This window comes from Nesterenkonia sp. PF2B19, from assembly GCF_001758425.2.
Lineage (GTDB): Bacteria > Actinomycetota > Actinomycetes > Actinomycetales > Micrococcaceae > Nesterenkonia > Nesterenkonia aethiopica.
This window is the reverse complement of the sequence record NZ_MDSS02000009.1, coordinates 66,778-92,124: the sequence shown is the minus strand read 5'-3', so window position 1 is coordinate 92,124 and position 25,347 is coordinate 66,778. Positions and strand designations below refer to the sequence as shown.

Annotated in this window: 17 protein-coding genes and 6 pseudogenes; 5 read left to right on the top strand and 18 right to left on the bottom strand. The window is 69.2% G+C overall.

All coding sequences use genetic code 11. The features are described 5' to 3' along the window. Positions 1–268: NTP transferase domain-containing protein (locus BCY76_RS04645; protein WP_170922588.1), on the bottom strand; the 268-nt coding region annotated here is incomplete at its 3' end. Between the two features lie 47 nt (positions 269–315). Next, positions 316–840, bottom strand: a complete 525-nt coding sequence (locus tag BCY76_RS04640; RefSeq protein ID WP_070162238.1) for a CarD family transcriptional regulator — start codon at positions 838–840, stop codon at positions 316–318. A gap of 319 nt (positions 841–1,159) precedes the next feature. Here BCY76_RS04640 and BCY76_RS04635 point away from each other — a divergent pair, with 319 nt between their 5' ends. Continuing rightward, on the top strand, positions 1,160–1,720 hold the full coding sequence (locus tag BCY76_RS04635) for a hypothetical protein (RefSeq protein WP_070162236.1): 561 nt from the start codon (positions 1,160–1,162) through the stop codon (positions 1,718–1,720). A 118-nt stretch (positions 1,721–1,838) separates the two neighbouring features. On the opposite strand, the gene BCY76_RS04630 is transcribed toward BCY76_RS04635, so the two are convergent. The 12 genes and pseudogenes from BCY76_RS04630 to trhO all read right to left on the bottom strand — a co-directional run bounded on the left by BCY76_RS04630 (position 1,839) and on the right by trhO (position 14,816). Next, positions 1,839–2,141 carry a glutaredoxin family protein gene (locus BCY76_RS04630; protein WP_083277766.1) on the bottom strand — a complete coding sequence of 101 codons (303 nt, stop codon included), beginning with the start codon at positions 2,139–2,141 and terminating at the stop codon, positions 1,839–1,841. A gap of 111 nt (positions 2,142–2,252) precedes the next feature. Next, positions 2,253–2,351, bottom strand: a complete 99-nt coding sequence (locus BCY76_RS04625; RefSeq protein WP_081652675.1) for a 30S ribosomal protein bS22 — start codon at positions 2,349–2,351, stop codon at positions 2,253–2,255. A gap of 97 nt (positions 2,352–2,448) precedes the next feature. Further along, on the bottom strand, positions 2,449–3,609 hold the full coding sequence (locus tag BCY76_RS04620; protein WP_442935345.1) for an acetoin utilization protein AcuC: 1,161 nt from the start codon (positions 3,607–3,609) through the stop codon (positions 2,449–2,451). Between the two features lie 94 nt (positions 3,610–3,703). Further along, positions 3,704–4,375, bottom strand: a complete 672-nt coding sequence (locus BCY76_RS04615) for a potassium channel family protein (RefSeq protein WP_083277765.1) — start codon at positions 4,373–4,375, stop codon at positions 3,704–3,706. Beyond that, a pseudogene (locus tag BCY76_RS19825) lies at positions 4,368–5,758 on the bottom strand (TrkH family potassium uptake protein). Before BCY76_RS19825 ends, BCY76_RS04615 begins: the two are co-directional and overlap by 8 nt. A 10-nt stretch (positions 5,759–5,768) precedes the next feature. Beyond that, a pseudogene (proC, locus tag BCY76_RS04605) lies at positions 5,769–6,613 on the bottom strand (pyrroline-5-carboxylate reductase). Then, complete coding sequence (locus BCY76_RS04600) at positions 6,613–7,497, bottom strand: sugar phosphate isomerase/epimerase family protein (protein ID WP_070162228.1); 885 nt, start codon at positions 7,495–7,497, stop codon at positions 6,613–6,615. The pseudogene proC and the gene BCY76_RS04600 overlap by 1 nt, the downstream one beginning before the upstream one ends. Next, a pseudogene (locus tag BCY76_RS04595) lies at positions 7,484–8,473 on the bottom strand (Ppx/GppA phosphatase family protein); the annotation flags it as partial. The pseudogene BCY76_RS04595 and the gene BCY76_RS04600, both read right to left, overlap by 14 nt. A gap of 70 nt (positions 8,474–8,543) precedes the next feature. Further along, a pseudogene (gene topA / locus BCY76_RS04590) lies at positions 8,544–11,388 on the bottom strand (type I DNA topoisomerase). A gap of 53 nt (positions 11,389–11,441) precedes the next feature. Next, positions 11,442–12,176 carry an ArsR/SmtB family transcription factor gene (locus BCY76_RS04585; RefSeq protein WP_083277764.1) on the bottom strand — a complete coding sequence of 245 codons (735 nt, stop codon included), beginning with the start codon at positions 12,174–12,176 and terminating at the stop codon, positions 11,442–11,444. A gap of 133 nt (positions 12,177–12,309) precedes the next feature. Further along, complete coding sequence (locus tag BCY76_RS04580) at positions 12,310–13,869, bottom strand: DUF7059 domain-containing protein (protein WP_237089963.1); 1,560 nt, start codon at positions 13,867–13,869, stop codon at positions 12,310–12,312. Continuing rightward, positions 13,866–14,816, bottom strand: a complete 951-nt coding sequence (trhO, locus tag BCY76_RS04575; RefSeq protein ID WP_083277763.1) for an oxygen-dependent tRNA uridine(34) hydroxylase TrhO — start codon at positions 14,814–14,816, stop codon at positions 13,866–13,868. Before trhO ends, BCY76_RS04580 begins: the two co-directional genes overlap by 4 nt. A 163-nt stretch (positions 14,817–14,979) precedes the next feature. Between trhO and BCY76_RS18905 the strand changes: the two genes are divergently transcribed. From BCY76_RS18905 to BCY76_RS04560, 4 genes and pseudogenes are all read left to right on the top strand, one after another. Next, positions 14,980–15,390, top strand: coding sequence for a hypothetical protein (locus tag BCY76_RS18905; RefSeq protein ID WP_070162224.1), 411 nt, complete (start codon positions 14,980–14,982; stop codon positions 15,388–15,390). Further along, positions 15,360–15,683, top strand: coding sequence for a GNAT family N-acetyltransferase (locus BCY76_RS18900; protein WP_170922589.1), 324 nt, complete (start codon positions 15,360–15,362; stop codon positions 15,681–15,683). Before BCY76_RS18905 ends, BCY76_RS18900 begins: the two co-directional genes overlap by 31 nt. 289 nt (positions 15,684–15,972) lie before the next feature. Further along, positions 15,973–17,022 carry a homocysteine S-methyltransferase family protein gene (locus tag BCY76_RS04565; protein WP_070162220.1) on the top strand — a complete coding sequence of 350 codons (1,050 nt, stop codon included), beginning with the start codon at positions 15,973–15,975 and terminating at the stop codon, positions 17,020–17,022. A 78-nt stretch (positions 17,023–17,100) separates the two neighbouring features. Beyond that, positions 17,101–19,499: pseudogene (locus BCY76_RS04560) on the top strand (DEAD/DEAH box helicase). Between the two features lie 128 nt (positions 19,500–19,627). On the opposite strand, the gene BCY76_RS04555 reads toward BCY76_RS04560, so the two are convergent. The 4 genes and pseudogenes from BCY76_RS04555 to BCY76_RS20650 all read right to left on the bottom strand — a co-directional run. After that, a complete protein-coding gene (locus tag BCY76_RS04555) occupies positions 19,628–21,898 on the bottom strand; it encodes a fibronectin type III domain-containing protein (protein WP_139827614.1) in 2,271 nt (756 codons plus the stop codon). Positions 21,899–22,226: 328 nt separating this feature from the next. Next, a complete protein-coding gene (locus tag BCY76_RS04545) occupies positions 22,227–22,826 on the bottom strand; it encodes a methionine ABC transporter permease (protein WP_083277214.1) in 600 nt (199 codons plus the stop codon). 74 nt (positions 22,827–22,900) lie between these two features. Beyond that, on the bottom strand, positions 22,901–23,944 hold the full coding sequence (locus BCY76_RS04540; RefSeq protein WP_070158487.1) for a methionine ABC transporter ATP-binding protein: 1,044 nt from the start codon (positions 23,942–23,944) through the stop codon (positions 22,901–22,903). A gap of 250 nt (positions 23,945–24,194) precedes the next feature. Next, a pseudogene (locus BCY76_RS20650) lies at positions 24,195–24,908 on the bottom strand (MetQ/NlpA family ABC transporter substrate-binding protein); the annotation flags it as partial. Positions 24,909–25,347: the final 439 nt, after the last annotated feature.

Below are 25,347 nucleotides of genomic sequence, written 5' to 3'. Positions count from 1 at the left end.
GCTCGGCGCCGAGCGCCGCGAGCCGCTCCCGGGCCGGCGGCAGCCCCGGCAGCACGAGGACCACGAGGTCGATGCCGAGGCCGGGCGCCCGGAGCGGGCCGAGAGAGTCCAGCGCATGCGCCAGCAGCGGACGGCCGCCGAGCTCCACGAGAGCCTTGGGAATGCCGTGCCCCAGACGCTGTCCGCTTCCGGCCGCGACAATGACGAGCGCCCGGTGCTGTTCAGCATCCGGGCGCTTCGTCTCAGCCGGTGCGACCTGGGGGCCCACCTGATGATTCACCTGTTGTGTGCCTCGCTCCGTGGTCGGGCCTCAGGTCACTTCTTCGCCGACGCGGCGTCGGCGTCCTGCGGCTTGGGCGCCTCGTCCAGCACCTCGTCCAGCAGCTTCTCCGCCTCGTCCTCCTCGAGCTTCTTGGCCAGAGCCAGCTCGGAGACCAGGATCTGCCGCGCCTTGGCCAGCATCCGCTTCTCCCCCGCGGAGAGGCCTCGGTCGTTCTCCCGGCGCCAGAGGTCCCTGACCACCTCGGCGACCTTGTTCACATCGCCGGAGGCCAGCTTCTCCAAGTTCGCCTTGTACCGACGCGACCAGTTCGTCGGCTCCTCGGTGTACTCGGCACGCAGCACATCGAAGACATGCTCCAGGCCTTCCTTGCCGACCACATCACGCACGCCGACCAGGTCGACGTTCTCCGCCGGAACCTCGATCGTCAGGTCGCCCTGGGAGACGCGGAGCTTGAGGTACATCTTCTCCTCGCCCCTGATGGTACGCATCTTGACCTCTTCGATGGTGGCCGCTCCGTGATGCGGGTATACGACTGTCTCGCCGACCTCAAAAATCATGTAATTGTTCCCCTTTCCCGCGGACAAGTTTATCACGGATCACATGCGCGACAGCGTGTCGGATCCCACCCTTGCCGTCACACGGCATAAGGTGTGCGGCCGCAGTTCTTCGACAACCTGTAGAATCACGGCTGACACCCGCCTTCCGCGCGGACCTGGGGTCGACGTCGACCTCGGGCCTGGTCACCGCCTTCCCCGGCGGAGTCCGTACCTTTCTCCGCGCGGCCACATCTGCGGCGTGACGCCTCCTGGCACGGACACAGATGACGTAGTCTGGAGGCGATCATCGTCGCACCGACATCGTGAGGAGACTCTCGACGTGAAGCTCGCCCCCTCCCAGGTCCGCCGCGCGGCCGCGGCATCCCTGGCCGCCGTCGCCGTCATCGGCGTGACCGGCTGCAGCGCCATCAACTACCAGGCGACCACGCACCAGTACTCCGGGTCGGACGGCGTGCGCGTCGACATCGACGACGTGAAGTTCCGGCACATCGCCTTCGTCGGCGCCGAGGAGGGCGGACCCGCCCGTGCCATCGGCACCGTCAACAACGGCGGAGTCGAGGACGTCGAAGTCGAGATCAGCGCCGACGGCCAGTCCCACTCCTTCACCGTGCCGGCCGGCCAGGCCGTCTCCCTGGAGAACGATGAGGAGTTCATCGTCGAGGGCTTCAGCGGAGCCCCCGGCAGCATCCACGACGTCACCCTCACGGTCGACGGCGACACGGAGGACATCGGCGCCACCGTGCTCGACGGCGTGCTGCCCGAGTACCGGGCCCTGCTCCCGGACGGCTACGACGAGGCCGTGGTGGAGCACCTCGAGCACGGACCGGACACCTGGGGCTCCGGGGCCGCACACCACGACCCGGACGACGACGGCCACTGAGCATCCGCTCCGGCCGACCCGTGCGGTCGGCTCCTGCGAGGAGGGCCCAGCCGAGAGATCGGCTGGGCCCTCCTCGTATCTGCGGGGGCACCCACGACCCGCAGGCCAGGGCCGCCGCTCAGCGAGCGGTCGCCTCCCGCAGCATCCGCCGCAGCCGGATCGGATCGAAGCGCCAGAAATCGCGCACCCGACCGTCGATCCGCAGCACCGGGATCTCCTCAGCATGGCGGGCCAGAGCCTCCGGATCGGCGCTCAGGTCCACTTCCACCGGCTCCAACGCGAACTCCGCACAGGCCTCGGCGGTGACCGCCAGCGCCTCCTCGCAGAGATGGCAGCCCGGCTTGGTCAGCACCTCCACGAGGACGCCGCGGTCCCCCGCGCCGCCCGGGCTCACCGCACTCTGCTCCTGGGACGGATCCATATCAGTCAGCCTCCTGGTCGTCGATGAGACTCAGCCGCCCCGGACCTCCCCGGAGACGACCAGACCCCGGGAGCGCGGACGCTTCCGGGGTCTGTGTCAGCTCAGCTGAGCTTACTTCTTGTTGCGCCGCTGGTGGCGAGTCTTGCGCAGACGCTTGCGGTGCTTCTTCTTCGCCATACGCTTGCGGCGCTTCTTGATCACTGAGCCCATAGGGAGCAGATCCTTGTCTGTCGGTGAATAGTCGAAAGGTCTCGGAACAGTGTAGCGGTTACTGGGCCCATGCCTGGAATCGGCCCTCAGCGCCTGGTCAGTCGAACCAGGGGTCGAGCCCGTAGTGCGGGAACAGCTCTTTGCGCGTCTGCATGACCGCCCGGTCCACCGCGTCCGCGGGGTCATAGCCGAGCTCCCAGCTGCGCCACCACAGTTCGGCGTCGTCGTGCATCCGCTCCGGGGTCTCCACACCGCAAGTGCGCCGCACGTAGTCCCGCCAGGGCTCGGGCACCGCGGTGCGCAGCGGCAGCGGATCGCCGGCGGCGATCGCCACCAGATGCGTCCAGCTGCGAGGCACCACCCGGTGGACCTCATACCCTCCCCCGCCGGTGGCGATCCAGCGGTTCTGACAGTGCTCCTCCGCCAGATGCGCGACGTCCAAGGCCAGCTGACGCTGCCCGTCGATGCTGAGCCGACAGTCCGTCAGCGGGTCCTCCTCATGAGTGTCGCAGCCATGCTGGGACACCACCGCCTCCGGGGCGAAGGCCTGCACCAGCGGCGGCACCACCGCATGGAAGGCCCGCAGCCAGCCGGCGTCGCCGGTGTGAGGCGGAAGCGCCACGTTGACCACGGTGCCGGCGGCGCTCGTGCCGTCCGGCGCAGTACCGCCAGTCTCATCGGGGAACCCGGTGCCCGGATACAGCGAGACCCCGGTCTGGTGCAGGGAGACCGTCATGACCCGGGGGTCGTCATAGAAGATGTCCTGGGTGCCGTCGCCGTGGTGGGCGTCCACGTCGAGGTAGACCACCCGGGACAGCCCGCCGTCCAGCAGCCGCTGGACGGCCACGGCCGCGTCGTTGTACACGCAGAAGCCGCCCGCCCGCGCCCGGCCGGCATGGTGCAGGCCCCCGGCGAAGTTCACCGCATGGACGGCCTCCCCGGTCAGCACGGCCTCCGCGCACAACCGGCCGCCTTCAGCGATCCGCGCCGCCCCGGCATGCAGCTGGGGGAACACCGGGGTGTCCTCGGTGCCCAACCCGTGCTGCGGGGCGGGGAGACCGTCCGCCGAAGCGGCTTTGACGGCCTCCACATAGTCGGCGTCGTGGACCGCCAGCAGGGTGGCGTCGTCGGCGATGCCGGGCGCGACGAGACGCACCAGAGGGTCGTCGAGGATCCCGAACTCGCGGCAGAGCCTGTGGGTCAGGTCCAGGCGCACCGGATCCATCGGGTGGGTGGCGTTGAAGCGGTACTCCAGCAGCGCCGGATCCCAGATCACGGTGGTGGGCACGGCGGCGTGGAACGAGGGCTGTGTCACACGCCCGAGCCTACGACAGGACGACCCGGATAGGCGATCAGGCGCTCTCGGCGAAGTGCTCGAGCTTCGTCACGTCTCCGGAGACGATGATCGTGTCCCCCGGCGACACCAGGGTGTCCGGCTGGGCGTAGACGAACTCCTTGCCGGGGGACTTCACGCCGACCACATTGACCCCGTGTCGACGCCGCGGCTGGCACTGGTCGATCGTCTTGCCCTGCAGGTCCTTCGGCGGCCGCATCTTGACGATGGCGAAGTCGTCGTCGAACTTGATGAAGTCCATCATCTGCCCGGAGACCAGGTGCGCGGCGCGCACGCCGGCGTCGTGCTCCGGATAGATCACGTGATGGCACCCGATGCGTTTGAGGATCTTCCCGTGGGTGGGGTTGATGGCCTTCGCCCAGACGTGCCGGACCCCCAGGTCCACCAGGTTCACCGCGATCAGCACCGACGACTCGATGGAGGTGCCCACGCCGACGACCGCCGAGTCGAACTCGTCGGCGCCGATCTGGCGCAGCGCCTCGATGTCGGTGGCGTCGGCCTCGAGCACATGGGTGAGCGTGTCCGAGTACTTCTGGACCAGACCCCTGTGCCGCTCGACGGCGAGCACCTCCTTGCCCTGGGCCATGAGCTGCTCGGCCAGCGCGATGCCGAACCGTCCCAGCCCCACGACCAGCACGGGACGGTTGCGTTGTTGACGGCGATCACCCAAGGATCGGCCTCCCCTCCGGATAGCGGTAGCGCGTGGTGCGCTGACGCACGGCCAGCGCGGCCGCGAAGGTAATGATGCCCACCCGGCCGGCGAACATCAAGGCGGCCAGGACATACAGCCCCGACGGCGGCAGCTCCTCGGTGAGCCCCGAGGTCAGCCCCACCGTCGCGAAGGCCGAGATCGACTCGTACAGCGGCCGCTCCATGTCCAGGCCGGTGATGTGCATCAGCGCCAGCGTGGAGATCAGCACCAGTGTGGCCCCCATGGCCACCACGGAGACCGCCACACGGACCGCCGAGGCCGGGATGGTCCGCTGATGGGCGACCGACTCCTTGTCACCGCGTGCCTCGGCCAGGAACGCCAGCCAGATCACCGCGATCGTGGTGACCTTGATGCCGCCCGCCGTGGACACCGAACCGCCCCCGGCGAACATCAGGCGTCCGAGATCAGCATGGTGGTGGAGTTCTCATGGTTGGACTCCACCACGGAGAAACCTCCCGAGCGCATGTTCACCGACGCGAACAGCGAGCTCTGCAGCTTCTCCCACATCGGCATCTCCCCGATGGTGGCATTGTTGTTCCACTCGAGGAACGCGTAGATCGCCGCTCCGACGACCATCAGCAGCGTCGTGACCTCCACGGTGAGCTTGGCGTGGATGTTCCAGCTGCGGTAATGCCAGCGGAACCGCCACAGCACGTAGAGCACCGGGAAGCCCAGACTTCCCAGCACCACACCGATCATGATGGCCCAGAGCACGATCGGGTCATGACCTACGGCCTCCAGCCCGTCGGCATGGATCACGAACCCGGCATTGTTGAACGCCGAGATCGCATAGAAGATCCCATGCCAGAAGCCGGTGACGACGTCGCCCTCGATCGCGATCAGCCGCGGCACCAGCACGGCCGCCAACGCGGCTTCGATGGCCAGCGAGATGATGATGACGATGCGGATCAGACTGGCGACCTCCCCCAGCTGATCTGTCTTCCAACCCTCCTGAGCGAGCTGCTTGGTGCGCACGCCCAGGCTGCGGGAGACGCTGGCGGCCAGCACAGAGGCCACCGTGAGGATGCCGAGGCCGCCCAGCTGGATGGCCACGATGATGGTGATCTCCCCCGCCAACGACCAGTGCTCCGCGGTGTTCACCGGGGTCAGCCCCGTCACCGACACGGCCGAGGTGGCCACGAACAGGGCCTCCGGCAGGGAGGCCGCACGGCCGCTGGCCGTGGCCCACGGCATCATCAGCAGCGACGTGAAGAAGGCGATCGCGAAGGCGAAGATGAGCAGAGCCGCACGGGCCGGGGACGCCCCGGCCACACTCTTCATCCACCCCACGAAATCTGACCACAGGCCCCCGCGGGCCTGCGGCTGTCGATCCCTCACCATGGAAGAGAGCCTAGACCTGTTCTCGCAGCTGTGCGGTCATCTCCGCGGCCCGGTCCGCGCTGGCCTTCACGGCGGCGACCACGGCCTCCGGGACGCCATGGGAGTCCAACTGGCCGATGGCCCTCTCGGTGGTCCCGTTGGGCGAGCACACCGCTCGCCGCAGGGCGGCCGCATCGGCGGCGCCCGAGACATGGTTCTCCACCAGCATCGTCCCCGCGCCCTGCACGGTCCGAGCGGCGAGGTCGGCGGCCAACGCAGGATCCAGCCCCAGCTCCACGCCGGCGGCGGCCATGTGCTCCGCCAGGTGGAAGGCGTAGGCCGGCCCGGAGCCGGAGATGCCGGTCAGGGCATCGATCTGGGCCTCGTCGATGACATGGACCGCCCCGCAGGCCTCCAGCAGGCCCTTCACCCGGTCAGTCTGCTCCGCGGTGACGTGGACACCGGGAACCAGACCGACCACGCCGAGACCCACGGACAGCGGCGTGTTGGGCATGGAGCGGATCACCGGCTGGCCCGCACGCAGGGCGTCCTGCATCATCTGCAGGTCCACCGCGGCTGCCACCGAGACCACCACCGCCTCGGGCCTCAGCGCGTCCCGGATCTCCGTGCACAGGGCGACGATCCCATGCGGCTTCACGCCCAGGAAGACGACGTCGCCTCGGCGGCCGCGCGACGGTTGGCCTCGGCGTCGTCCTCCTCCGCCAGCACGGTCACGCCATGCTCGGCGGCCCGCGCCCGGGCGGAGGCCGCCGAACGCGAGGTGGCGACGACGTCGTCGGCCGAGACCCCCGAGGCGAGAAAACCGGACAGGATGGCGCCGTTCATGGACCCGAGCCCCAGCATCGCGATGCGCATCAGGACCTCTCCTCCTCCGTGTCAGCTGCGTCAGCCGTGTCATCGACCCCGGCCCCCTCGGCCGAGGCCGCGCCGCGCGCCAGGTGGCGGCGGGCGAACTCCAGTGATTCTGCCAGCCAACGCTCCTTCTCACCCACCTGCTTGGCCGCACGGGTGGCTACCTCCACCGCCACCACGCCTCGGAACCCCTGCCCGTCGGCGAAGTCGGGAGAGGCGATGAGCTCCAGAGTCTCCGCGACAGGCTGCTCGCCGTGGCCGGGGATGAGGTGGTCGTCCTTGAAGCCGTTGGACCAGCCGTCCGTCAGGTGCACATGCCGCAGCCGGCCGCCCAACCTGCGGCAGGAGTCCAGCGAGTCGGCCTCCGCGGTGGCCGCATGGGAGAAGTCCCAGGTCACGTAAGGGTAAGCCTGACCCACCGGGTCCCAGTGCGGCAGGTACATGGCCGCGGTGCGCCCTCCGGCCTTCCACGGGTACATGTTCTCCACTGCGAAGTGGACCCCGGTGTCCTGCTCCAGCTTGGCGATGCCGTCCGCGAAGCCCTCCGCGTAGCCGGCCTGCCAGCGGAACGGGGGGTGCGCCACCACCGTGGCGCACCCGACGGCGGCGGCCAGCTTGGCGCTGCGCCGCAGCTTCTCCCAGGCGGAGCCCCACACCTGCTGGGTCAGCAGCAGCGTGGGCGCGTGGATGGCCATCACCGGCAGCCCGAAGCGCCAGGACAGCTCGTTGAGCACGTCGGCCTGCTGCGTCTCGGCCCGGTGGGTGACCATGACCTCCATGCCGTCGTAGCCGAGATCGGCCGCCATGGAGAAGCCCTCAGCCGCCCCGAGGGGGTAGACCGAGGACGTGGACAGCGCCACCGGGATGCGCGGCTCAGCGGTGGGCATGTTCGACCGCCGCTCGAGTCGCCGCGACGTCGCGCCGCGACGGCCGCCTCAGCTCGCGGGCGAGGTCCACATGGCCCACCCCGGGCGCGTGGGCGACCTCCACGCCGTGCTCCCGCACCAGGGCGTCCAGCCGACGCAGGATCAGCCCCTCCCTCAGCGCCCAGGGGCAGATCTGCAGCTCGTCGATGCCGAAGGTCTTCATGGCCGCCTCCGCCACCAGCGCACCGGCGAAGACCTGCCGCGCGCGCACGACGGAGACGCCGGGCAGCTCCGCCCGCTCGGTGGCGCTCATCTGGCCCAGCCGCTTGACCAGCGGCTTGAGGTCCTTATGCGCCAGCGTACGACGCACATAGGGGCCGGAGGCCGACGGTGCCGCGCCAGTCATCCGGGCCAGAGAACGAAACGTCTTGGAGGTGGCCAGCACCTCGGTATGGGAGTTCAGCATCGGGAACTCCAGGCGGGCGGCCGCGATCTCCTCCCGCACATAGGTCTTCAGCGCCTTGATCTGCTCCTTGGTGGGGGGATCCTCGGTCAGCCAGTCCCGGGTCAGCCGACCCGCGCCCAGCGGCACCGACATCGCCGTGCTGGGCAGCTCGTCCTGCCCGTAGGCCATTTCGAAGGAGCCCCCGCCGATATCGAAGTTCAGGATGTGGCCCGCGCTCCATCCGCGCCACCGACGGGCGGCGAAGAACGTCATGGCCGACTCCTGCGCCCCGGTGAGCTCCATGAGCTCCACATCGGTCTCAGCGGCCACGCGAGCCAGGACCTCGTCCCCGTTGGTGGCTTCGCGGATCGCCGAGGTGCAGAAGGACAGCAGATCCTCGGCCCGGTGCCGGGCGGCGAAGCGGGCGGCCTCGTCGATGAACCCGATCAGCTCGTCCTGCCCCGCCCGCGTGATGGCGCCCTCGGGGTCCAAATGACGGACCAGGGACAGCGGCCGCTTATGCGAGGCGAAGGCTTCGGGCTTGGCTCCGACGTGCGCGTCCACCAGGAGCAGGTGGACGGTGTTGGAGCCGATGTCGAGCACGCCCAGTCGCATGAGACCCCTACTTCCCCGACCCTGCGGTGGCGGGCTTGGCACTGGAGGACTTCTTCGTCGTCGTGGACTTCGCCCCGGAGGACTTCGAGGACTTCGACGAACCGGACTTCGTGGAGGTGCCGGACTTCCGTGCGCCCTTCTTCGCCGGCGCTTGGCGCGCTTCTCGGCCAACAGCTCGAAGGCCCGTTCCTTCGTGAGCGACTCCACCGAGGTCCCCCTCGGCACCGTCACGTTCGTCTCCCCATCGGTGACGTACGGACCGAAACGGCCGTCCTTGACCACCACGGGCTTCTCCGAGGTGGGATCCTGCCCGAACTCGGCCAGGGGTGCGGCCGCCTGACGCCGACCCCGCTGCTTGGGCTGGGCGTAGATCGCCTGGGCCTCCTGCAGCGTGATCGTGAACAGCTGCTCCTCCGACTCCAGCGAACGGGAGTCGGTGCCCTTCTTCAGGTAGGGACCGAAGCGCCCGTTCTGAGCGGTGATCTCCTCGCCGTCGGCGTCGACGCCGACCACCCGCGGCAGGGAGAGCAGCTTCAGCGCGTCCTCGAGCGTCACCGTCTCCAGCGACATCGACTTCAGCAGGGAGCCCGTGCGGGGCTTCTCCTTCTTGGGCTTCTTCTTCGGCTTGGGCTTGCCGTTCTTGTAGTACTCGGTGGGCTGGGCGTCCAGATACGCCTGCACCTGGTCCTCGGTCATCTCCTCGATGACCTCGGTGACATAGGGGCCGTAGCGGCCGTCCTTGGCGACGATCTCCCGGCCGGTCTCCGGGTCATGTCCGAGCACCCGGCCGGAGTGCTGGGCCTTCTCGAAGAGCTCCTCCGCACGCTCGGCGGTCAGCTCGTCCGGAGCAAGGTCCTCGGGGATGTTGGCGCGCAGCGGCTCTGCGCCCTCCCCGCCCTCGGGGTTCGGACGCTCCAGGTAGGGCCCGTACCGCCCCACACGCAGGGTGACGCCCTCCGCGATCTCCATGGAGTTGATGGCCCGGGCGTCGATCTCCCCGAGGTTGTCGACGACGTGACGCAGCCCTTCGGCGCCGCTGTCGGCTCCGAAGTAGAAGCCCTGCAGCCACGCCTCCCGCTCGATCTCTCCGCGGGCGATCTGGTCGAGGTCGTCCTCCATGCGTGCGGTGAAGTCATAGTCCACGTAGCGGCCGAAGTGCTCCTCCAGCAGCCGGATCACGGAGAAGGCGGTCCAGGAGGGCACCAGGGCCGCCCCGCGTTTGGTCACGTAGCCGCGATCCATGATCGTGGAGATCGTCGGTGCATAGGTGGACGGGCGACCGATCTCCCGCTTCTCCAGCTCGGCGACGATGCTCGCCTCCGTGTAGCGGGCCGGCGGCGTGGTCTCGTGCCCCTTGGCCCGGACGTCCTCGCCGGTGAGGTTCTGTCCCTGCTCCAGTTTGGGCAGCCGCCGGTCCGAGGATGCGGCGTCGTCCTTCTCCCCCTGCTCCTCGCCCTCGGCGGCGGTCTTCTCCTTGACCTCCTCATAGGCGGCCAGGAAGCCAGGGAAGGTGATGACGGTTCCGGAGGCGCCGAACGTGGCGCGCCTCCCGTCGGAGGCCTGACCGGTCAGCCTCACCGAGGCGGTGAAGCCCTTGGCGTCGGCCATCTGCGAGGCGATGGTGCGCTTCCAGATCAGCTCGTAGAGGCGGAACTCCTCCTTGGAGAGCTCCCCGGCCACCTGGCCCGGGGTGCGGAAGTGGTCTCCCGCCGGACGGATGGCCTCGTGGGCCTCCTGGGCCGAGTCGTTCTTCTTGGCGTAGTGCCGAGGCTTCTCCGGCACGGACTCGGGGCCGTAGAGCTCGGAGGCCTGACGGCGCGCCGCGGTGATCGCCTCATTCGACAGCGTCACCGAGTCGGTGCGCATATAGGTGATGTAGCCGTTCTCATAGAGACGCTGGGCGACCTGCATGGTCACGCGGGAGGAGAACCGCAGACGCCGGGAGGCCTCCTGCTGCAGCGTGGAGGTGGTGAAGGCCGGGGACGGCCGGCGGCTGTAGGGCTTCTCCTCGAGGGAGTCGACCTCGAAGCGCGCCTGGGTCAGCCCCTCGGCGAGCGACTCGGCGGCCGTCCGGTCCAGGACGGTGACCTCGGACTTCGACCGGGTGGACTTCAGCGTCCCGCGGTCGTCGAAGTCCGCCCCGGTGGCCACCCGGGCGCGTCGACGGCGTGGAGCTTCGCGGCGAAGGACTCGCCGGCGTCGGTGGTGAAGGTCCCCGCCAGGTCCCAGTACGAGGCGGGGATGAACGCCATGCGCTCCCGCTCCCGCTCGACCACCAGGCGGGTCGCCACGGACTGCACCCGGCCTGCGGACAGGCCGCGGCCGATCTTGCGCCACAGCACCGGGGAGATCTCATAGCCATAGAGGCGGTCCAGGATGCGCCGGGTCTCCTGCGCGTCGACCAGGTCCTCGTCGATCTGGCGCACGTTGTCCAGGGCGCGGGTGATCCCCTCCCGGGTGATCTCGGTGAAGGTCATCCGGTAGACCGGCACCTTCGGCTTGAGCACCTCGAGCAGGTGCCACGCGATGGCCTCACCCTCGCGGTCGGCGTCAGTGGCCAGGTAGAGTTCGCTGGCCTCCTTGAGCGCCCGTTTGAGCTCCGAGACCTTCTTCTTCTTGGACTCGGAGATCACGTAGTACGGCTCGAAGCCGTCCTCCGGGTTGACCGCGAACTTCCCGAACGGGCCCTTCTTCATCTCCGCCGGCAGGTCCGAGGGCTGCGGCAGATCACGGATATGCCCGGCCGAGGCGTCCACGATGAAGTCGTCGCCCAGATACTTGGCGATCGACCTGCTCTTGGCCGGCGACTCGACGATCACCAGCTTCTTGCCTGCTGCGGCCTTGGGGGGCACTGCACTCCTCGACGTCGGGTTGGGTGGCGGCGGTGCTCAATATATCAGTGCCGTCAGACGGCGCCGTCGTCGGCCTCCGACCCCGTCTCATCGGCCCCGTCCCCGGAATCCGCGGGCTCTTCCGGCCCCTCCGGAGCAGCCCGGCGGACCGGCTCCTCGATGGCCGAGACGAAGTAGTGCAGTCGACTGGCCGGGTCCTCCTCAGGGTGCTCCGAGCAGGCCTGCTCGTACTCGGCGACCAGGGCGTAGAGCCGATCCTTGAACTCCTGAGCACGATCCTCATCCAGCGACAGGATGCCCGAAGACAGGATGGGGTGCAGCTCCACCGAGCTGGGACCGCGCTGCTCACGCCGCAGGATCTCGTCCCCGATGCGTCGCTGCAGCGACTTGATCTGCGCGTTGGCGTAGGCGTTCTTGGCGTGCGCCGAGGAGTCGAACCCGGAGATCCGCAGCCGCCGGGCGGCGGCCTGCCAGTACCGGTTGCGTCCGTCCCCGGCATGCTCCACCCGCCGGATGTATCCGTACTTCTCCAATGCCCGCAGGTGGTAGCTCATCGCCGAGGGCGAGATGTCGCACTGGGCCGCCAGTTCCGTGGCTGTGTAGACCCGATGGGTCCCGAAGAGCTCGTCCAGGGCGGTGAGCCGCGCCTCATGGGCGAGCGCACGGATGGCCTGGACGTCCTCGATGACGACCGACGGCGGCAGGTCCTCATGGTCGTGCCCGCTCCTCGGGGCCGCCGGACCTGTCGCGGCGTCATCGTGGTCTGCGAGTGCGGCGCGAGGTGACATGGTGGGAAGTCTAGACGAGCGGATGTGACGCAGACATCATCGCGCGTCATCCGAGGACGCCCGCAGCCGCCTCACGCCTCGGTGAGGAACCCGTCCACGTAGAGCTCCAGGACCTCCTCGCGCAGGGCGGAGGTCAGCTGCTCGACGTCGACCGTCCCGTCGTCCAGCAACGCCCCGACCGCGGTGATGAGCTGCCCGGCCTCGAAGTCCCCATCCGCCGCGCCCAGCACGCCCGCGGCCCCCGAGGACACGGGACGCGCCCGTCGCAGACCGCCGCCCTGACGCGCCAGGATGACCTCCGGGTCCGCGGCGCCGAACCGCTGATGCCGCTCCTCGGTGACGTCCCCGGCGACGACAAGCCGCTGATCCAGCACCGCTGCGGGGTCGGCGGCCGCCGCGAGCGCCCGCTCAGCGGCACGCCCCAGGATCGGGCCGAGCGGCTGATCCACGGGGTGGGTGATCTCCTCCAGCCGCACCCAGGACGCCCCGCGCCGGCGCGGGGCCGGTGCAGCCAGATCAGGCCGAATCCGACGGCGGTGACGCCACGGGTCGCGAAGTCCTCGACATACTCGGCGTAACGGCGCCGGTAGTCGTCCAGGTCACGCTCCTCGGCCGCGTCGCGCAGCCAGGTCTCCGCATAGCCGGGCCCGTCCTGGAGGTCGCGCTGGACGAACCACGCGTCGAGACCGGCCTCCTGAGCCCAGCCGCGGGGACGCTCCTGCCAGTCCGAGGCCCCATGGACCTCCCAGTTGCCCAGCATCTGGGCGGTCCCACCGGGTGCGAGCACCGCCGGCAGACCCCCGATCAGCTCGGCCATGAGCTCATCGCCGGTGCGGCCGCCGTCGCGGTACGTGTACCGCTCCCCCACGCGGGCCTCGGTGACGCGCGGGGTGATGACGAACGGCGGATTGGAGACCACCAGATCGAAGGTCTCGCCGGCCACCGGGTCCAGCAGGCTCCCGCGACGCAGCTCGACCCGATCGGCCAGCCGGCGCGGGTCCAGGCGCAGCGCAGGCGCATTGAGCAGCAGGTTGAAGCGGGTGAAGGCCAGCGCACGGTCCGAGAGGTCGGTGGCCACCACATGCTCAGCATGGTCCAGCAGATGGAACAGCTGGATGCCGCAGCCGGTGCCGATGTCCAGCGCCCGGCGCACCGGGCGACGGTGGGTGATCGACGCCAGGGTCAGACTGGCCTGACCGACACCGAGCACATGCTCCGCAGGCAGAGGACCGTCCACCTGATGAGCGGAGAGGTCGGAGGTGACCCACAGGTCCGACTCTCCCTCGCGGCCCTGGACCTGATAGGGGCGCAGATCCACCGACGGACGGCAGGTCCCGCCGTCGCGGTGGGCCAGGCCCAGCGTCTCCAGGCCCTCTGCTCCCAGCCGCGGCAGCGCGGCGGAGACGACGTCGGCATCGACCTCCATGTCCAGCAGCCACAGGGCGGTGAACACCGCGCAGGGGTCCGGTCGCTCCTGCTGGAGCAGCCGGGACACCACCAGCTGGCCCGGGGCGATCTGCTCCCGGTCCAGGGCGGCCACGGCCTCGGGACCCAGCAGCTCGGAGACCCGTGCGTTGGTGAACCGGGCGGCCTGAAGCTCGGCACGCAGCACAGCGACGGCGGCAACCGCGGCGTCGCTCTCGGAACGGGGGGCGGGCAGCGCGGCCGCAGCCTCGCGGGACAGGCGGGTCATCGGCGTCGGGGCCTCTCGAGGTGTCCGGAGTTGGGGTCCTGCGGGTGCGCGCTCAGTCGGGCCTCGCAGTCCGCGCAGCGCGTGGTCTCAGGGATGTGGCGGCAGTCCTCGCAGTAGAGCATGAGCGTGGAGCATCCACGGTCCCGACAGTTGTGGAAGGTGCTGGTGGGCCCTCCGCAGGCGGTGCATTCGCCCAGGGTGACGGCCTCCTGGCTGAACCGGGTGTTCATGCGCCCGTCGAAGACGTAGAGCTCACCCTCCCAGTAGCCGGAATCACCGTAGGTCTCCCCGTAGCGGACGATGCCGCCGTCGATCTGATAGACCTCCTCGAAGCCTCGCCGCCTCATCAGCGCGGAGAGGACCTCGCAGCGGATGCCGCCGGTGCAGTAGGTGACCACCGGCTGATCCTTCAGGTGGTCATACTTCCCGGAGTCCAGCTCCGCGATGAAGTCCCGAGTGGTCTCGGTCTCCGGGACGACGGCGTCCTTGAACCGGCCGATCTGGGCCTCCATAGCGTTGCGGCCGTCGAAGAAGGTCACCTCCGCACCGTCGGCTCGCTTGGCCTCCACCAGCTCGTGGACCTGCTGCGGAGTCAAGTGCTCGCCGCCGCCGACCACGCCCTGCTCGTCGACCTCGATCTCCTCCGGGACCCCGAAGGCCACCAGCTCGGGGCGGACCTTGACCGAGAGTCGAGGAAAGTCCGCGGCACCGCCGTCGGACCACTTGAACTCCATGCCGCGGAACGGGCCGTAGGAACGCGTCTGCTTCACGTACTGCTTCACCGCTGAGAGCTCTCCGCCGACGGTGCCGTTGATGCCGTGGGGGGAGACGATGATGCGACCCTTCAGCCCCAGCTCCCGGCACAGCGTGTGCTGCCACAGCCGTACGGCCTCCGGGTCGGACAGCGGGGTGAAGGCGTAGTAGAGGACGATCCGCGAGATGCTCACGGGGCACCAGGATACCGGCGCACACCGACGATCCGGACAGATCCTTCGCCCCTGGTCAGTCGCCCGCAGATCGTGCTGACCACGGGGTTCAGCGCATCGATCTTTATGAACTCGTTGCCGTGGCCCCTCCCACACCCCCGGTCTGAACTCATATAGTCGTCTCATGACTTCCGAGCTGAACGACGCACTCGTCCGCACCTGGGTGACCGGCTGGGCCCGGACCCACGACTACGACGTCGACCACGACGGAGCCGTCCACTCCGCCCTGCGCTCCGGCGATTCGGACGACTGGGAATACGTCCTCCACGCCCCGGACGAGACCGCTCTGCGCCAAGTCATCTCGGCGGTCACGAAGAGCCCGGGGCGACTGCTGACGCTGATTGCCGAGCCCGGCGACGAGTCCCTGAAGGACTCCATCAACGGCCTCGAGCGCATCAGCGACGAAGAGAAGCTGATGGTCGTCGACATGGGCACCCAGGACGTCGAGGACCCCATCACCCCGGAGGCTACACCACCACCCGGGAGGACTTCGACGGCTGGACCCTGTTCACCGTCTGCTCCGGCGACACCGTAGCCGCCCGCGGGCGCGTCGCCGTCGTCGACGAGTACGCCGTCCTGGACCGCATCTACACCAATCCCGACTTCCGCCGTCAGGGCCTGGGCACGTTCGTGACCCGCGCCCTGGTGGCCATCGCCCTGGAGGGCGACGTCGAGGAGGGCCTGCTGGTGGCCAACGCCGAGGGCCTGGAGCTCTACGAGTATCTGGGCTGGACGCTGCTGGGCGACGTCTACGTCTACGGCGCCCCGGGCAGCGAACGCATCCGCCCCTCGCACTCCCAGTTCGACGACCTCAAGAGCGAGGCCTGAGCCTCCGAGCGTTCCTGCGCGGCGGTACCGCCGCGCCGACCTGAGGGCCGTCTCCTGCGGCTCCGCCCTTCCCGGCGGAGCTCCGTAGGGGACGGCCCGTCGTCGTCTGAAGCCGCGTCCTCCCGATCCTCCGTGTCACTCTATGAACATAATTCCCATCGACGTGATCATTCTTGTAGAGTCGGCGTCACCGCCACGACAGATCGACCCACCCGGCCGGAGACGCGAGGCCTCGCATCGGCCGCTCCCACCCGTGGCACGTCACATCCCATGACTGAGAGGAGCGGTGATGACCGCCCAGCCATCGTTCACAGACCGACTCGACGCCGGACCGGTGATCTGCGCCGAAGGGTTCCTCTTCGAGCTGGAACGCCGTGGATACCTCACCGCCGGGGAGTTCGTCCCCGAGGTGGCCCTCGAGCACCCCGACGCGCTGCGCGCGCTGCACGTGGACTTCCAGCGCGCCGGCTCCGATGTCGTCGAGGCCTTCACGTACAACGGACACCGCGAGAAGATGCGCGTCATCGGCAAGGAGGAGCTGCTCGAGCCGCTGAACCGCGCAGCCCTGCAGATCGCCCGCGAGGTGGCCGACGCGCGCCCCGGCGACCTCATGGCCGGCAACATCTCCAACTCCAACATCTGGGACCCCGCCGACCCCGCCAAGCAGGCCGAGGTGCGCGGAATGTTCGAGGAGATGGTCGGCTGGGCCGTCGAGGAGGGCGCCGACCTGATCATCGGGGAGACCTTCTACTACGCCGGCGAAGCGCTCGCCGCCCTGGAGATCGCCCGCTCCGCCGAGCTGCCGGTGGTGCTCACGCTGGCGCCGATGGCCTTCGAGGAGATGGCCGACGGCCTGGGCGTGGTGGAGACCTGCCAGCGCCTGGAGCAGGCCGGGGCCGACGTCGTCGGCCTGAACTGCTTCCGCGGCCCGGCCACCATGATGTCCTGGCTGCGACAGATCCGCGAGGCCGTGTCCTGCCACGTGGGCGCGCTGCCGATCCCCTACCGCACCACCGAGGCGGAGCCCACCTTCTTCAACCTCTCCGACGACGGCGCCGCCGTGCCCTCCCCGCATGGCCGTACCTTCCCCACCGCGCTGGACCCGCTCTTCACCAACCGCTATGAGATCGGTGCCTTCGCCGCCGAGGCGCACGCCCTGGGGATCAACTACCTCGGCGTGTGCTGCGGAGCGTCCCCGATGCACATCCGCCAGGTGGCCGAGGCGGTGGGCCGCACCACCGAGGCCAGCCGCTACTCGGAGCGCATGGAGAACCACTTCATGTACGGCTCCCATGACCGGCTGCCCGAGCACATCGCGGAGCTCGGCTCCAGGGCCTGACGACAGGGGCCGACGACGGGCCCGGGCGGCCGGGCCTCAGACGGCGACTGCGGCGGCGGGGCGAGTACCCTGAACGGGATGACCCGCCCCGCCGCCGACCCCGCTGACGACGTCGCCGAGGACCCCTCCGCCGCACTCACGCTGCTGCGCCGCGCCGGACTGCCCGCCACGGTCAGCGACGAGGGCCCGCTGCGCCACGTCCGCACCCTGGAGGCCCGCACCGCCCGCACCGCGCCCTGGCCCGAGTGGGTTCCGGAGCCGCTGGCGCAGGGCTACGCCGGCGTCGGCATCGGACAGCTCTACACGCATCAGGTCGACGCGCCGAGGCCCTGCGGGCCGGACGGCACACGATCCTGGCCACCGGCACCGCCTCCGGCAAGTCCCTGGGCACCCAGCTGCCCGGTCTGGCCGCCGTGCTCGCCGAGGGCGGCACCGTCCTCTACCTCTCCCCCACCAAGGCCCTGGCCGCCGACCAGCTCGACGCGCTCACCGAGCTCGCCCGCCAGGTGGACCACGCCCTGGCCGACAGCGAGACGCACACCGCCGACGGCGGGATCCGCGCCGCCTCCTATGACGGCGACACCGACCCCGAGGAGCGCCGCTGGGTGCGTCAGCACGCCAACGTGGTGCTCACCAACCCGGACATGCTCAACGTGGGCATCCTGCCCAACCACCGGGCCTGGGCCCGCTTCCTGGCCCGCCTGCGACTGGTCATCATCGATGAGGCGCACAGCTGTCGCGGCATCTTCGGCTCCCACGTGGCCCTGCTGCTGCGCCGGCTGCGCCGCGTGGTGGCCCACTACCGCCGGGGCGCCGAGCCCGTCTTCGCCGCAGCGTCGGCGACCAGCGGCGATCCGGCGTCGTCGTTCTCCCGCCTCATCGGGGTTCCCGCCGAGGAGGTCACCGCTGTCACCGAGGACGGCTCGCCCCACGGAGCCGTGGACGTCTACCTGTGGGAGTCCACGCTCTCCGAACACACCGGCGACGGCGGCGCCCCGCTGAAACGCAGCCTCACCGTGGAGGCCGCCGACATCCTCACCGACCTCATGGTGGCCGGGCACCGGACGCTGGCGTTCATCAAGTCCCGGCGCGGCGCCGAGACCATCGCCCGGATCGCCGCCGACAACCTGGCCGAGATCGACACCGACCTGCTGGGACGCGTGGCCGCCTACCGATCCGGGTACCTGAAGGAGGAGCGGCGCACCCTGGAGGACGCGCTGCGCGACGGCCGGCTCCTCGGCGTCGCCTCCACCCCTGCATTGGAGCTGGGCATCGACATCTCCGGTCTGGACGCGGTGATCATCGCGGGCTGGCCCGGCACGCGAGCCTCCTTCTTCCAGCAGCTGGGACGCGCCGGGCGCTCCGGGCAGCGCGGGGCCGCATTCTTCATCGCCGGGGACGACCCGCTGGACTCCTACCTGTTGGAGCACCCGGAGGCGATCTTCTCCGCGAAGGTGGAGGACGCCGTCATCGACCCCTCCAACCCGCATGTGGCCGCCCCGCACCTGCTGGCCGCCGCGCAGGAGCTGCCGCTGACCCTGGACGACGTCGAGCTGTTCGAACCCGGCCGATGGCTGATCGACGCGCTCACCGAGCAGGGACATCTGCGACGCCGACCGCGCGGCTGGTTCTTCGCCCACGACGACGCCTCCGCCGCCGACTGGGTGCGCCTGCGCTCCGACGGCGGCGGGCCGTACACGATCGTCGACGCCGAGGACGGTTCGGTGATCGGTGACATGGGAGCCGCCCAGGCTCAGCCTCAGGCGCACCCCGGAGCCGTGTACGTGCACCAGGGCCGGACGTTCATCGTGGAGGACCTGGCCGCCGACGACGGCGTGGTGCTGGTCTCCCGGGCGAACCCTCCGTACTACACCCAGGCCCGTGAGACGACGTCGATCGAGGTGCTCGAGACCTCCGCCTCTCAGGCGTGGGACCGGTTCGGCCTGCACCTCGGACAGGTGGAGGTGACCTCCGCCGTCGTCGGATTCCAGCGCAAGGCGCTGGGCACCTCCGAGGTGCTCTCCGACGAGCCGCTGGACCTGCCGCCGTCGCGCCTGCAGACCCAGGCGGTATGGATCACCGCGCCCGAGACCGCGCTGGCGGCCGCCGGGGTGGTGCCCGAGCAGGTCCCCGGGGCGCTGCACGCCGCCGAGCACGCGATGATCGGACTGCTGCCGCTCATCGCCTCCTCCGACCGCTGGGACATCGGCGGGGTCTCCACCGCGCTGCACGCCGACACCGAGCAGCCCACGATCTTCGTCTACGACGGGCACCCCGGCGGCGCCGGGTTCGCCGAGCGCGGGCATACGGCAGTGCGGGAGTGGATCGCCGCGACCGCGCAGACCATCCGCGGCTGCGGCTGCGAGACCGGCTGCCCTTCCTGCGTGCAGTCCCCCAAATGCGGGAACCGGAACGCACCGCTGGAGAAGATCGCCGCGCTGCATCTGCTGGAAGCGCTGCTGGCAGCGGCGCCGTAGACGCGGCGCGGCCCGCGTGGGCTCCGGCAGACACGTCTGTCCCCGTCGTCATCGTCTTTCCCCCCACCGGGTTTCACGGGGACTGACGAAGACGACGGGGACAGACCGCGCGTCGGAGGGGGCTCAGATCACTCGCAGAGGTTGAGCTCCGAGTCGATCAGCGTGATGTTCTCCGCGGTGATGTTCTCTCCGCACGGGCTCTCGTTAATGGCCGTGTCTTCTAGAGTGAGGTTCGCGAACCGGATGTCCGAGGTGTTGGCGAACTCGCTGCGCGCCGAGATGCGCAGGTCGCCCGGCCCCGAGACGTAGCCCTCCTCACTGGCCACTGTGATGTTGTGGCAGTTCTCGATCAGCATGGCGTTGGACCCGGTGTCCCGGATCTCCAGGGTCTCGATCTCCACGCCGCCGGACTCGGAGACGCAGAAGAACCCGCGGCCGCCGCCGTCGGCGATCAGCTCCCCGACACGGATGTTGGTGGGGTACTCGCCGTCGATCTGCCCGTTGCGGTTCGCCGTCCGGAAGGTGGCGTATCCGGTGCCGGCCGCCGCACCGTCGCCGACGATCCGCTCGATGTCGGCGTTGACCGTGTCATTGAGCAGCAGGCCGGCATGCCCGGTGTCCACCGCGGTGACGGTGCCGATGGTCAGCCCGTCCACCCCGTAGGTCTCCACGCCGTGGGTCTGCGTGCCGGAGACGTAGACGTCGTCGATGGTGATGTCACGGGCCTCACGCACCGAATCGTCGTCGCGGCTGTCGATCCGCATCCCGTGGCCCCCGGAGAGTCGCAGGTCCATCTGTCCGAAGTGCACGTCTGAGGAGGTGCGCAGATACACGCCGAAGTTCGGGTTGCCGGTGACGGAGAGGAACGGCACGGCGACGTCCTCAGCGTGCCGGATCCGCACCACGCCGGTGTGGTCCTCGTAGCTGAAGTTCGACTCATTGCCGGCCACGTGGATGGTGCCGCACACCGAGAAGGAGGTGTGACTCGGAAGGTCGACGGCGGCGTCGGCGGTCATGGTGCCTGAGCCGCGGACCACCACGGACTCCTGCTCCGTGCGGCCCTCGGTAAGGCTGTCGACGGCGGCCTGCATGGCCTCGACCATCGCATAGGTCTCCAGCACGGTCTCTCCGTCGTTGGCGGCGCGCCAGGTGTCCCCGTGGCGGGTCACGACGGCGTCGGCGTCGTCAGTGGTGCACTCCTCGAAGGGATTGCCGTTGCCCCCGCGGGCCGTGACCGGAGCCAGCAGGGGCTCCGACCGCTCCGAGACGCCGCCGGGATTGACGGCGAGGACCATGTAGTACCAGTTGTGCTCGGCCTCTCCCTGCGCGGTGTAGGTGGTCTCCGCGGTCTCCGCGATCCGTTCGAAGCCTCGGTCCGCGTTCAGCGAGCGATAGACGTGGTACTCGTCCGCCGCGTCGTCACCGGTCCAGGAGATGGTGGTGCGGGACGGGTTGGCCTTCTCCAGGGTGAGATACTGCGGCGCGGCCGGAGCGGTGACCTCGGGGTCCACGATCGCGACCGTGTGGACCTCGCTGTGCCCTGATTCGACGCCGGCGGCGCTGGTCTGGGTGACGGCATAGTCATAGGAATAGCCCAGCTCCACGTCCGCATCGGTGAGACTGGCGCCCGCGGTGCTGCCCACCGCCTGGAAGTCCTGCTCGCCGTGGGCGGAGCGATAGAGGGTGTACTCGGCGGCGCCGACCGACTCGTCCCAGGCCAGGGTGGCCGACGGCGGTTCGGTGCTCACCTCGGCGGCCTCCAGCCCGGTGGGCGGGGCCACCTGGGAGATCTCGACGCCGTTGAAACGCCCATCCCCAGAGACCTCCAAGACCAGGGAGCCGTCGGCGACCTCCGTGTAGACGCTGTGCTCGGCGTACTCCCCGCTGCCGCGTGGGCTCAGGCTGCCCTGGAACTCCCCCTGGACCGTGAGCTGGGTGTTGTTCGAGGCGATCTCATCACCCGAGATGACGGTGACGTGATACTCCCCGTCGGGGAGATCCACCTGGAACTGCTCGCCTCCGGCCAGGACGAAGTCGCGGCGCATGTCATCCGGCGCGCCACGATCCCGGCAGGCGACCGGGGCGCTGAGCCCGAAGCCGGACTCGGCGTCATAGAGTGTGGATTCGGTGACCTCGTGATGGCCTTCGGCGACCGGCCCGCCGGCGCAGCCGAAGTCGAAGGCCAGCACCTCGCCCGGCGGGATGCCGTCTGCTGGCTGGATCGCGGATGCGGGGCTGGTGGTCGCCGTGTTCGTGGCGGTGCTGGCCCCCGTGCTGGAGGCGACTCCCAGCGGCGCCAGCAGGGCCAGCGCGGCCGCCGGTCGCAGCGCGCTGCGGCGCCTGCCGCGGGTACTCGTCCTACCCAGAGGCCGGGGCCTCGGTGTCGATGCGCTCGACATGCTCAACTCCCTCAGTAAAGCGGTCGGGTGATTCACGTCACGTATTGAAACGTTGCAATGACCCTATGGAAAGCGCTCGCCAGGTACAACGCAGATGCGCAATGGGTATCACTGAGAGAGTCCGTGCACGTCAGAGTCATCGCTGAAGCGCACGAGTGAGGTGGAGCGGGCAGTGGAGCCGGCGCCGTCACGCCCCGTCCTGATCACAGATCCTCCTCAAGATTCTCGGGGTTCTGCGATCAGAACGGGGCGACAGCACCAGACGACGGCGGAGCCCCCGACACAGCAGCACCCCTGCGGCACATGCCGCAGGGGCGCGCCTGGCCCATCAGCGGCGCATGACCTTCCGGGCCGCCCAGTTGCCGATGATCTGCAGCGACTGCACGAAGATGATGACCACGATGACGGCCAACCAGGTCACCTCCGGACGGAACCTGTTGTACCCCTCGACGATCGCGAAGTTGCCGATCCCGCCGCCGCCGATGATGCCGGCGAGGGCCGACATGTCGGTCAGGGCGATGATCACGAAGGTGTAGCCCAGGATCAGCGGTCCCAGTGCTTCGGGCAGCATGACCGTCATGATGATGCGTGTCCGCGAGGCTCCCATGGCGCGGGCCGCCTCGATGACACCCGGGTCGATGGAGACCAGGTTCTGCTCCACGATGCGCGCGATCGCGAACGTGGAGGCCCAGATCATCACGAAGATCACGGCATCATTACCGATACCCTTGCCCACCACGGAGATCGTGACCGGCTGGAGCGCCGCGATGAGGATCACGAACGGGATCGGGCGGATGAGGTTGACGACGAAGTTCGTCAGCAGCCACACCGGCCGGTTGGCGAGCAGGCCGCCGTCACGGGTGGTGTACAGCGTCACGCCGATGGCGAGGCCGATGAGACCGGCGAAGACGAAGCTCCACGCCACCATGTAGATGGTGTCCCCGATGGCCTCCAGCAGCGTCGGCCCGTAATAGGACCAGTCCAGGTCGCGGTACGTCTCGATCACGCCGCCACCTCCTGGACGGCGCCGGCCGCAGACAGCGCCCCGACGAACTGCTCCACTGCGTCGGACTCACCGGTCAGGGCCAACGTGAGCAGCCCGTAGGCGGCGTCCTTGGTGGTGTTCATTCCCCCGTGGACGATCTCGAAGCCCACCCCATGTTGACCGGCTTGGCCGAGCACACTCCCGACGGCCACCGAGTCCTTCAATGAGACGGTGACGAGCCGCCCCGAGGTGTGCTGCCGGATGCGCAGCACGTCCTCCGGCGACGGTCGGTCCTTCAATGCGGCCCCGACGAAGCTGGCCTCCTCCCCGTCACGTGGATTGGAGAAGATGTCATAGACGTGGCCGGATTCCACGATTCTGCCGCGATCCATGACGGCCACCCGGTCCGCAATGGCACGGATGACCTCCATCTCATGCGTGATCGCGACGATGGTGATCCCCAACTCCTCGTTCGCGCGACGCAGCAGAGCGAGGACCTCCGCCGTCGTGGACGGATCCAGGGCCGAGGTCGATTCGTCTGCCAGCAGGATGTCCGGTTTGGCGGCCAAGGCTCGGGCGATGCCGACGCGCTGCTTCTGGCCGCCGGAGAGTTCCTCCGGATGTTGGTCAGCCTTGTCGGCCAGGCCGACGAACTCCAGCAGCTCGGACACCCGAGCCTGCCGATCGGCCTTCTTCCATCGAGCCACCTTCAACGGGTAGCCGACGTTGCCGGCCACCGTGCGGGAATGGAAGAGGTTGAACTGCTGGAAGACCATGCCGATCCGGGACCGCACCTTGCTGAGCCGGCCTTCGGACAGTGCAGAGATCTCCTCTCCGAGGACGTGCACCGAACCGGATGTGGGCTTCTCCAGTCCGTTGATCATCCGGATGAGCGTGGACTTCCCCGCCCCAGAGAATCCGATGACGCCATACACCTCGCCACGGTCCACATGCAGAGAGACGTCGTCGACCGCCGTGACGGCCTTCTCCCCCTTCCCGAACCTCCGGGTGACGTGGCGAAACTCGATCAGCGGGTCGGCGCCCGCGGCGCCGCCGCTCATTCGTCCTCGTCCTCGTCGGTCTCTGCGTCCTCGGCGTCGGTCGCGTCACCGCGGAGGAAGTCCTCGTACTCCTGCAGACCAGCTTCGAGCTCCTCGATGCTCGGGTCGGCAGGCACCGAAGTGTCCTCGGAGATCTCGGCCGCCGAGTCCAGGACACGCTGGTCGTGATAGAGGGCAGCGATCTCCCGGAGGCCTCGTTGTCTCGGTCTTCGTCCCGGACCACGAACCCGTTGATGTAGGGGAACGCCTCCGGGTCCTCCGGATCATCAGCGAACAGGGCGGTGTTGGGGTCGATGCCGGCGTCGTTGATGAAGCTGTTGTTGATCACCGAACCCTCCACCGACTGCAGGGCGTTGACGGTCTGCGCGGCGTCGACCGGGTGCACGGAGACGGTGGAGGCGTCCTCGTCGATGTCCGCGGGACGGGGCTCGGGCACGTCGTTCTCCAGGACGACGAGCCCGGCGGCCACCAGCACGTTGATGCCTCGAGCCTGGTTGATCTCGTCATTGGCGATGGCCACGGTGTCCCCGTCCTGGAAGTCCTCCACCGAGTCATACGTCTCGGAGTACAGGGACAGTGGGACGATCTCCGTGCCGCCGATCATGGTGAGATCGTCATCGTTGTTGACGTTGTAGTTGGCCAGGTAGGCGATGTGCTGGAACCAGTTGGCGTCGAGGTCTCCGTTGCTCAATGCCGTGTTGGGGACGTTGTAGTCGTCGAAGTTGACGATCTCCACGTCATAGCCGAGTTCCTCGGCGGCGATGTCGGCCAGGAGCTGGTTGGTCTCGTCCTGGGCGGTCACACCGATGCGGAAGGTCTCGTCGTCGGCTGCGTCGTCACCTCCGCCGAAGACGGTGCAGCCGGTGGCCGTCAGGGCGATGGTGAGGCCCAGCGCGGTCAGAGAGAAGGCGGTCCGACGGGGGCCGCGGACGGTGGAGCCGACAGGTGTGGTGAACGGGATCATGAGCGTGTGCTCCTTCGATGAGCCGGGGTGGAATCTTGCGTGGCTCCTCCAAGGAGCCGGGCCCGTCGGACCTGGCCGGGGCAGGGCGAGGTCTTGGCAGGCGAAGTCCGTGACGGATCGTCAGCGGGACGGAAGGCGCCGTCGTCGCGGCGAGCATCGAGCCCGGGAGAGTTCCTTTCATGCTGCTCTTGCCCCATCCGGTCTGCGACGGCCACTGTGAGGCCGCGGCGCTGAGAGGGGCCGCTTCGTGATCCGAGACCACCCGTGAACATGGGGTTGGCGAGCGACCGCTGGCGGATCATGGAGGGCGGGCGCCCTCCGGTCGCTGCTCGTGAAGCACCTCCACTGTAACCGACCGGCCCCGGAGTGAGTGGAGGTCTGCCGCAGAAGGTCACGGGCCCGGATCGGGCCGCCGGTCGAGCCCAGTGCAGGCCAGCCC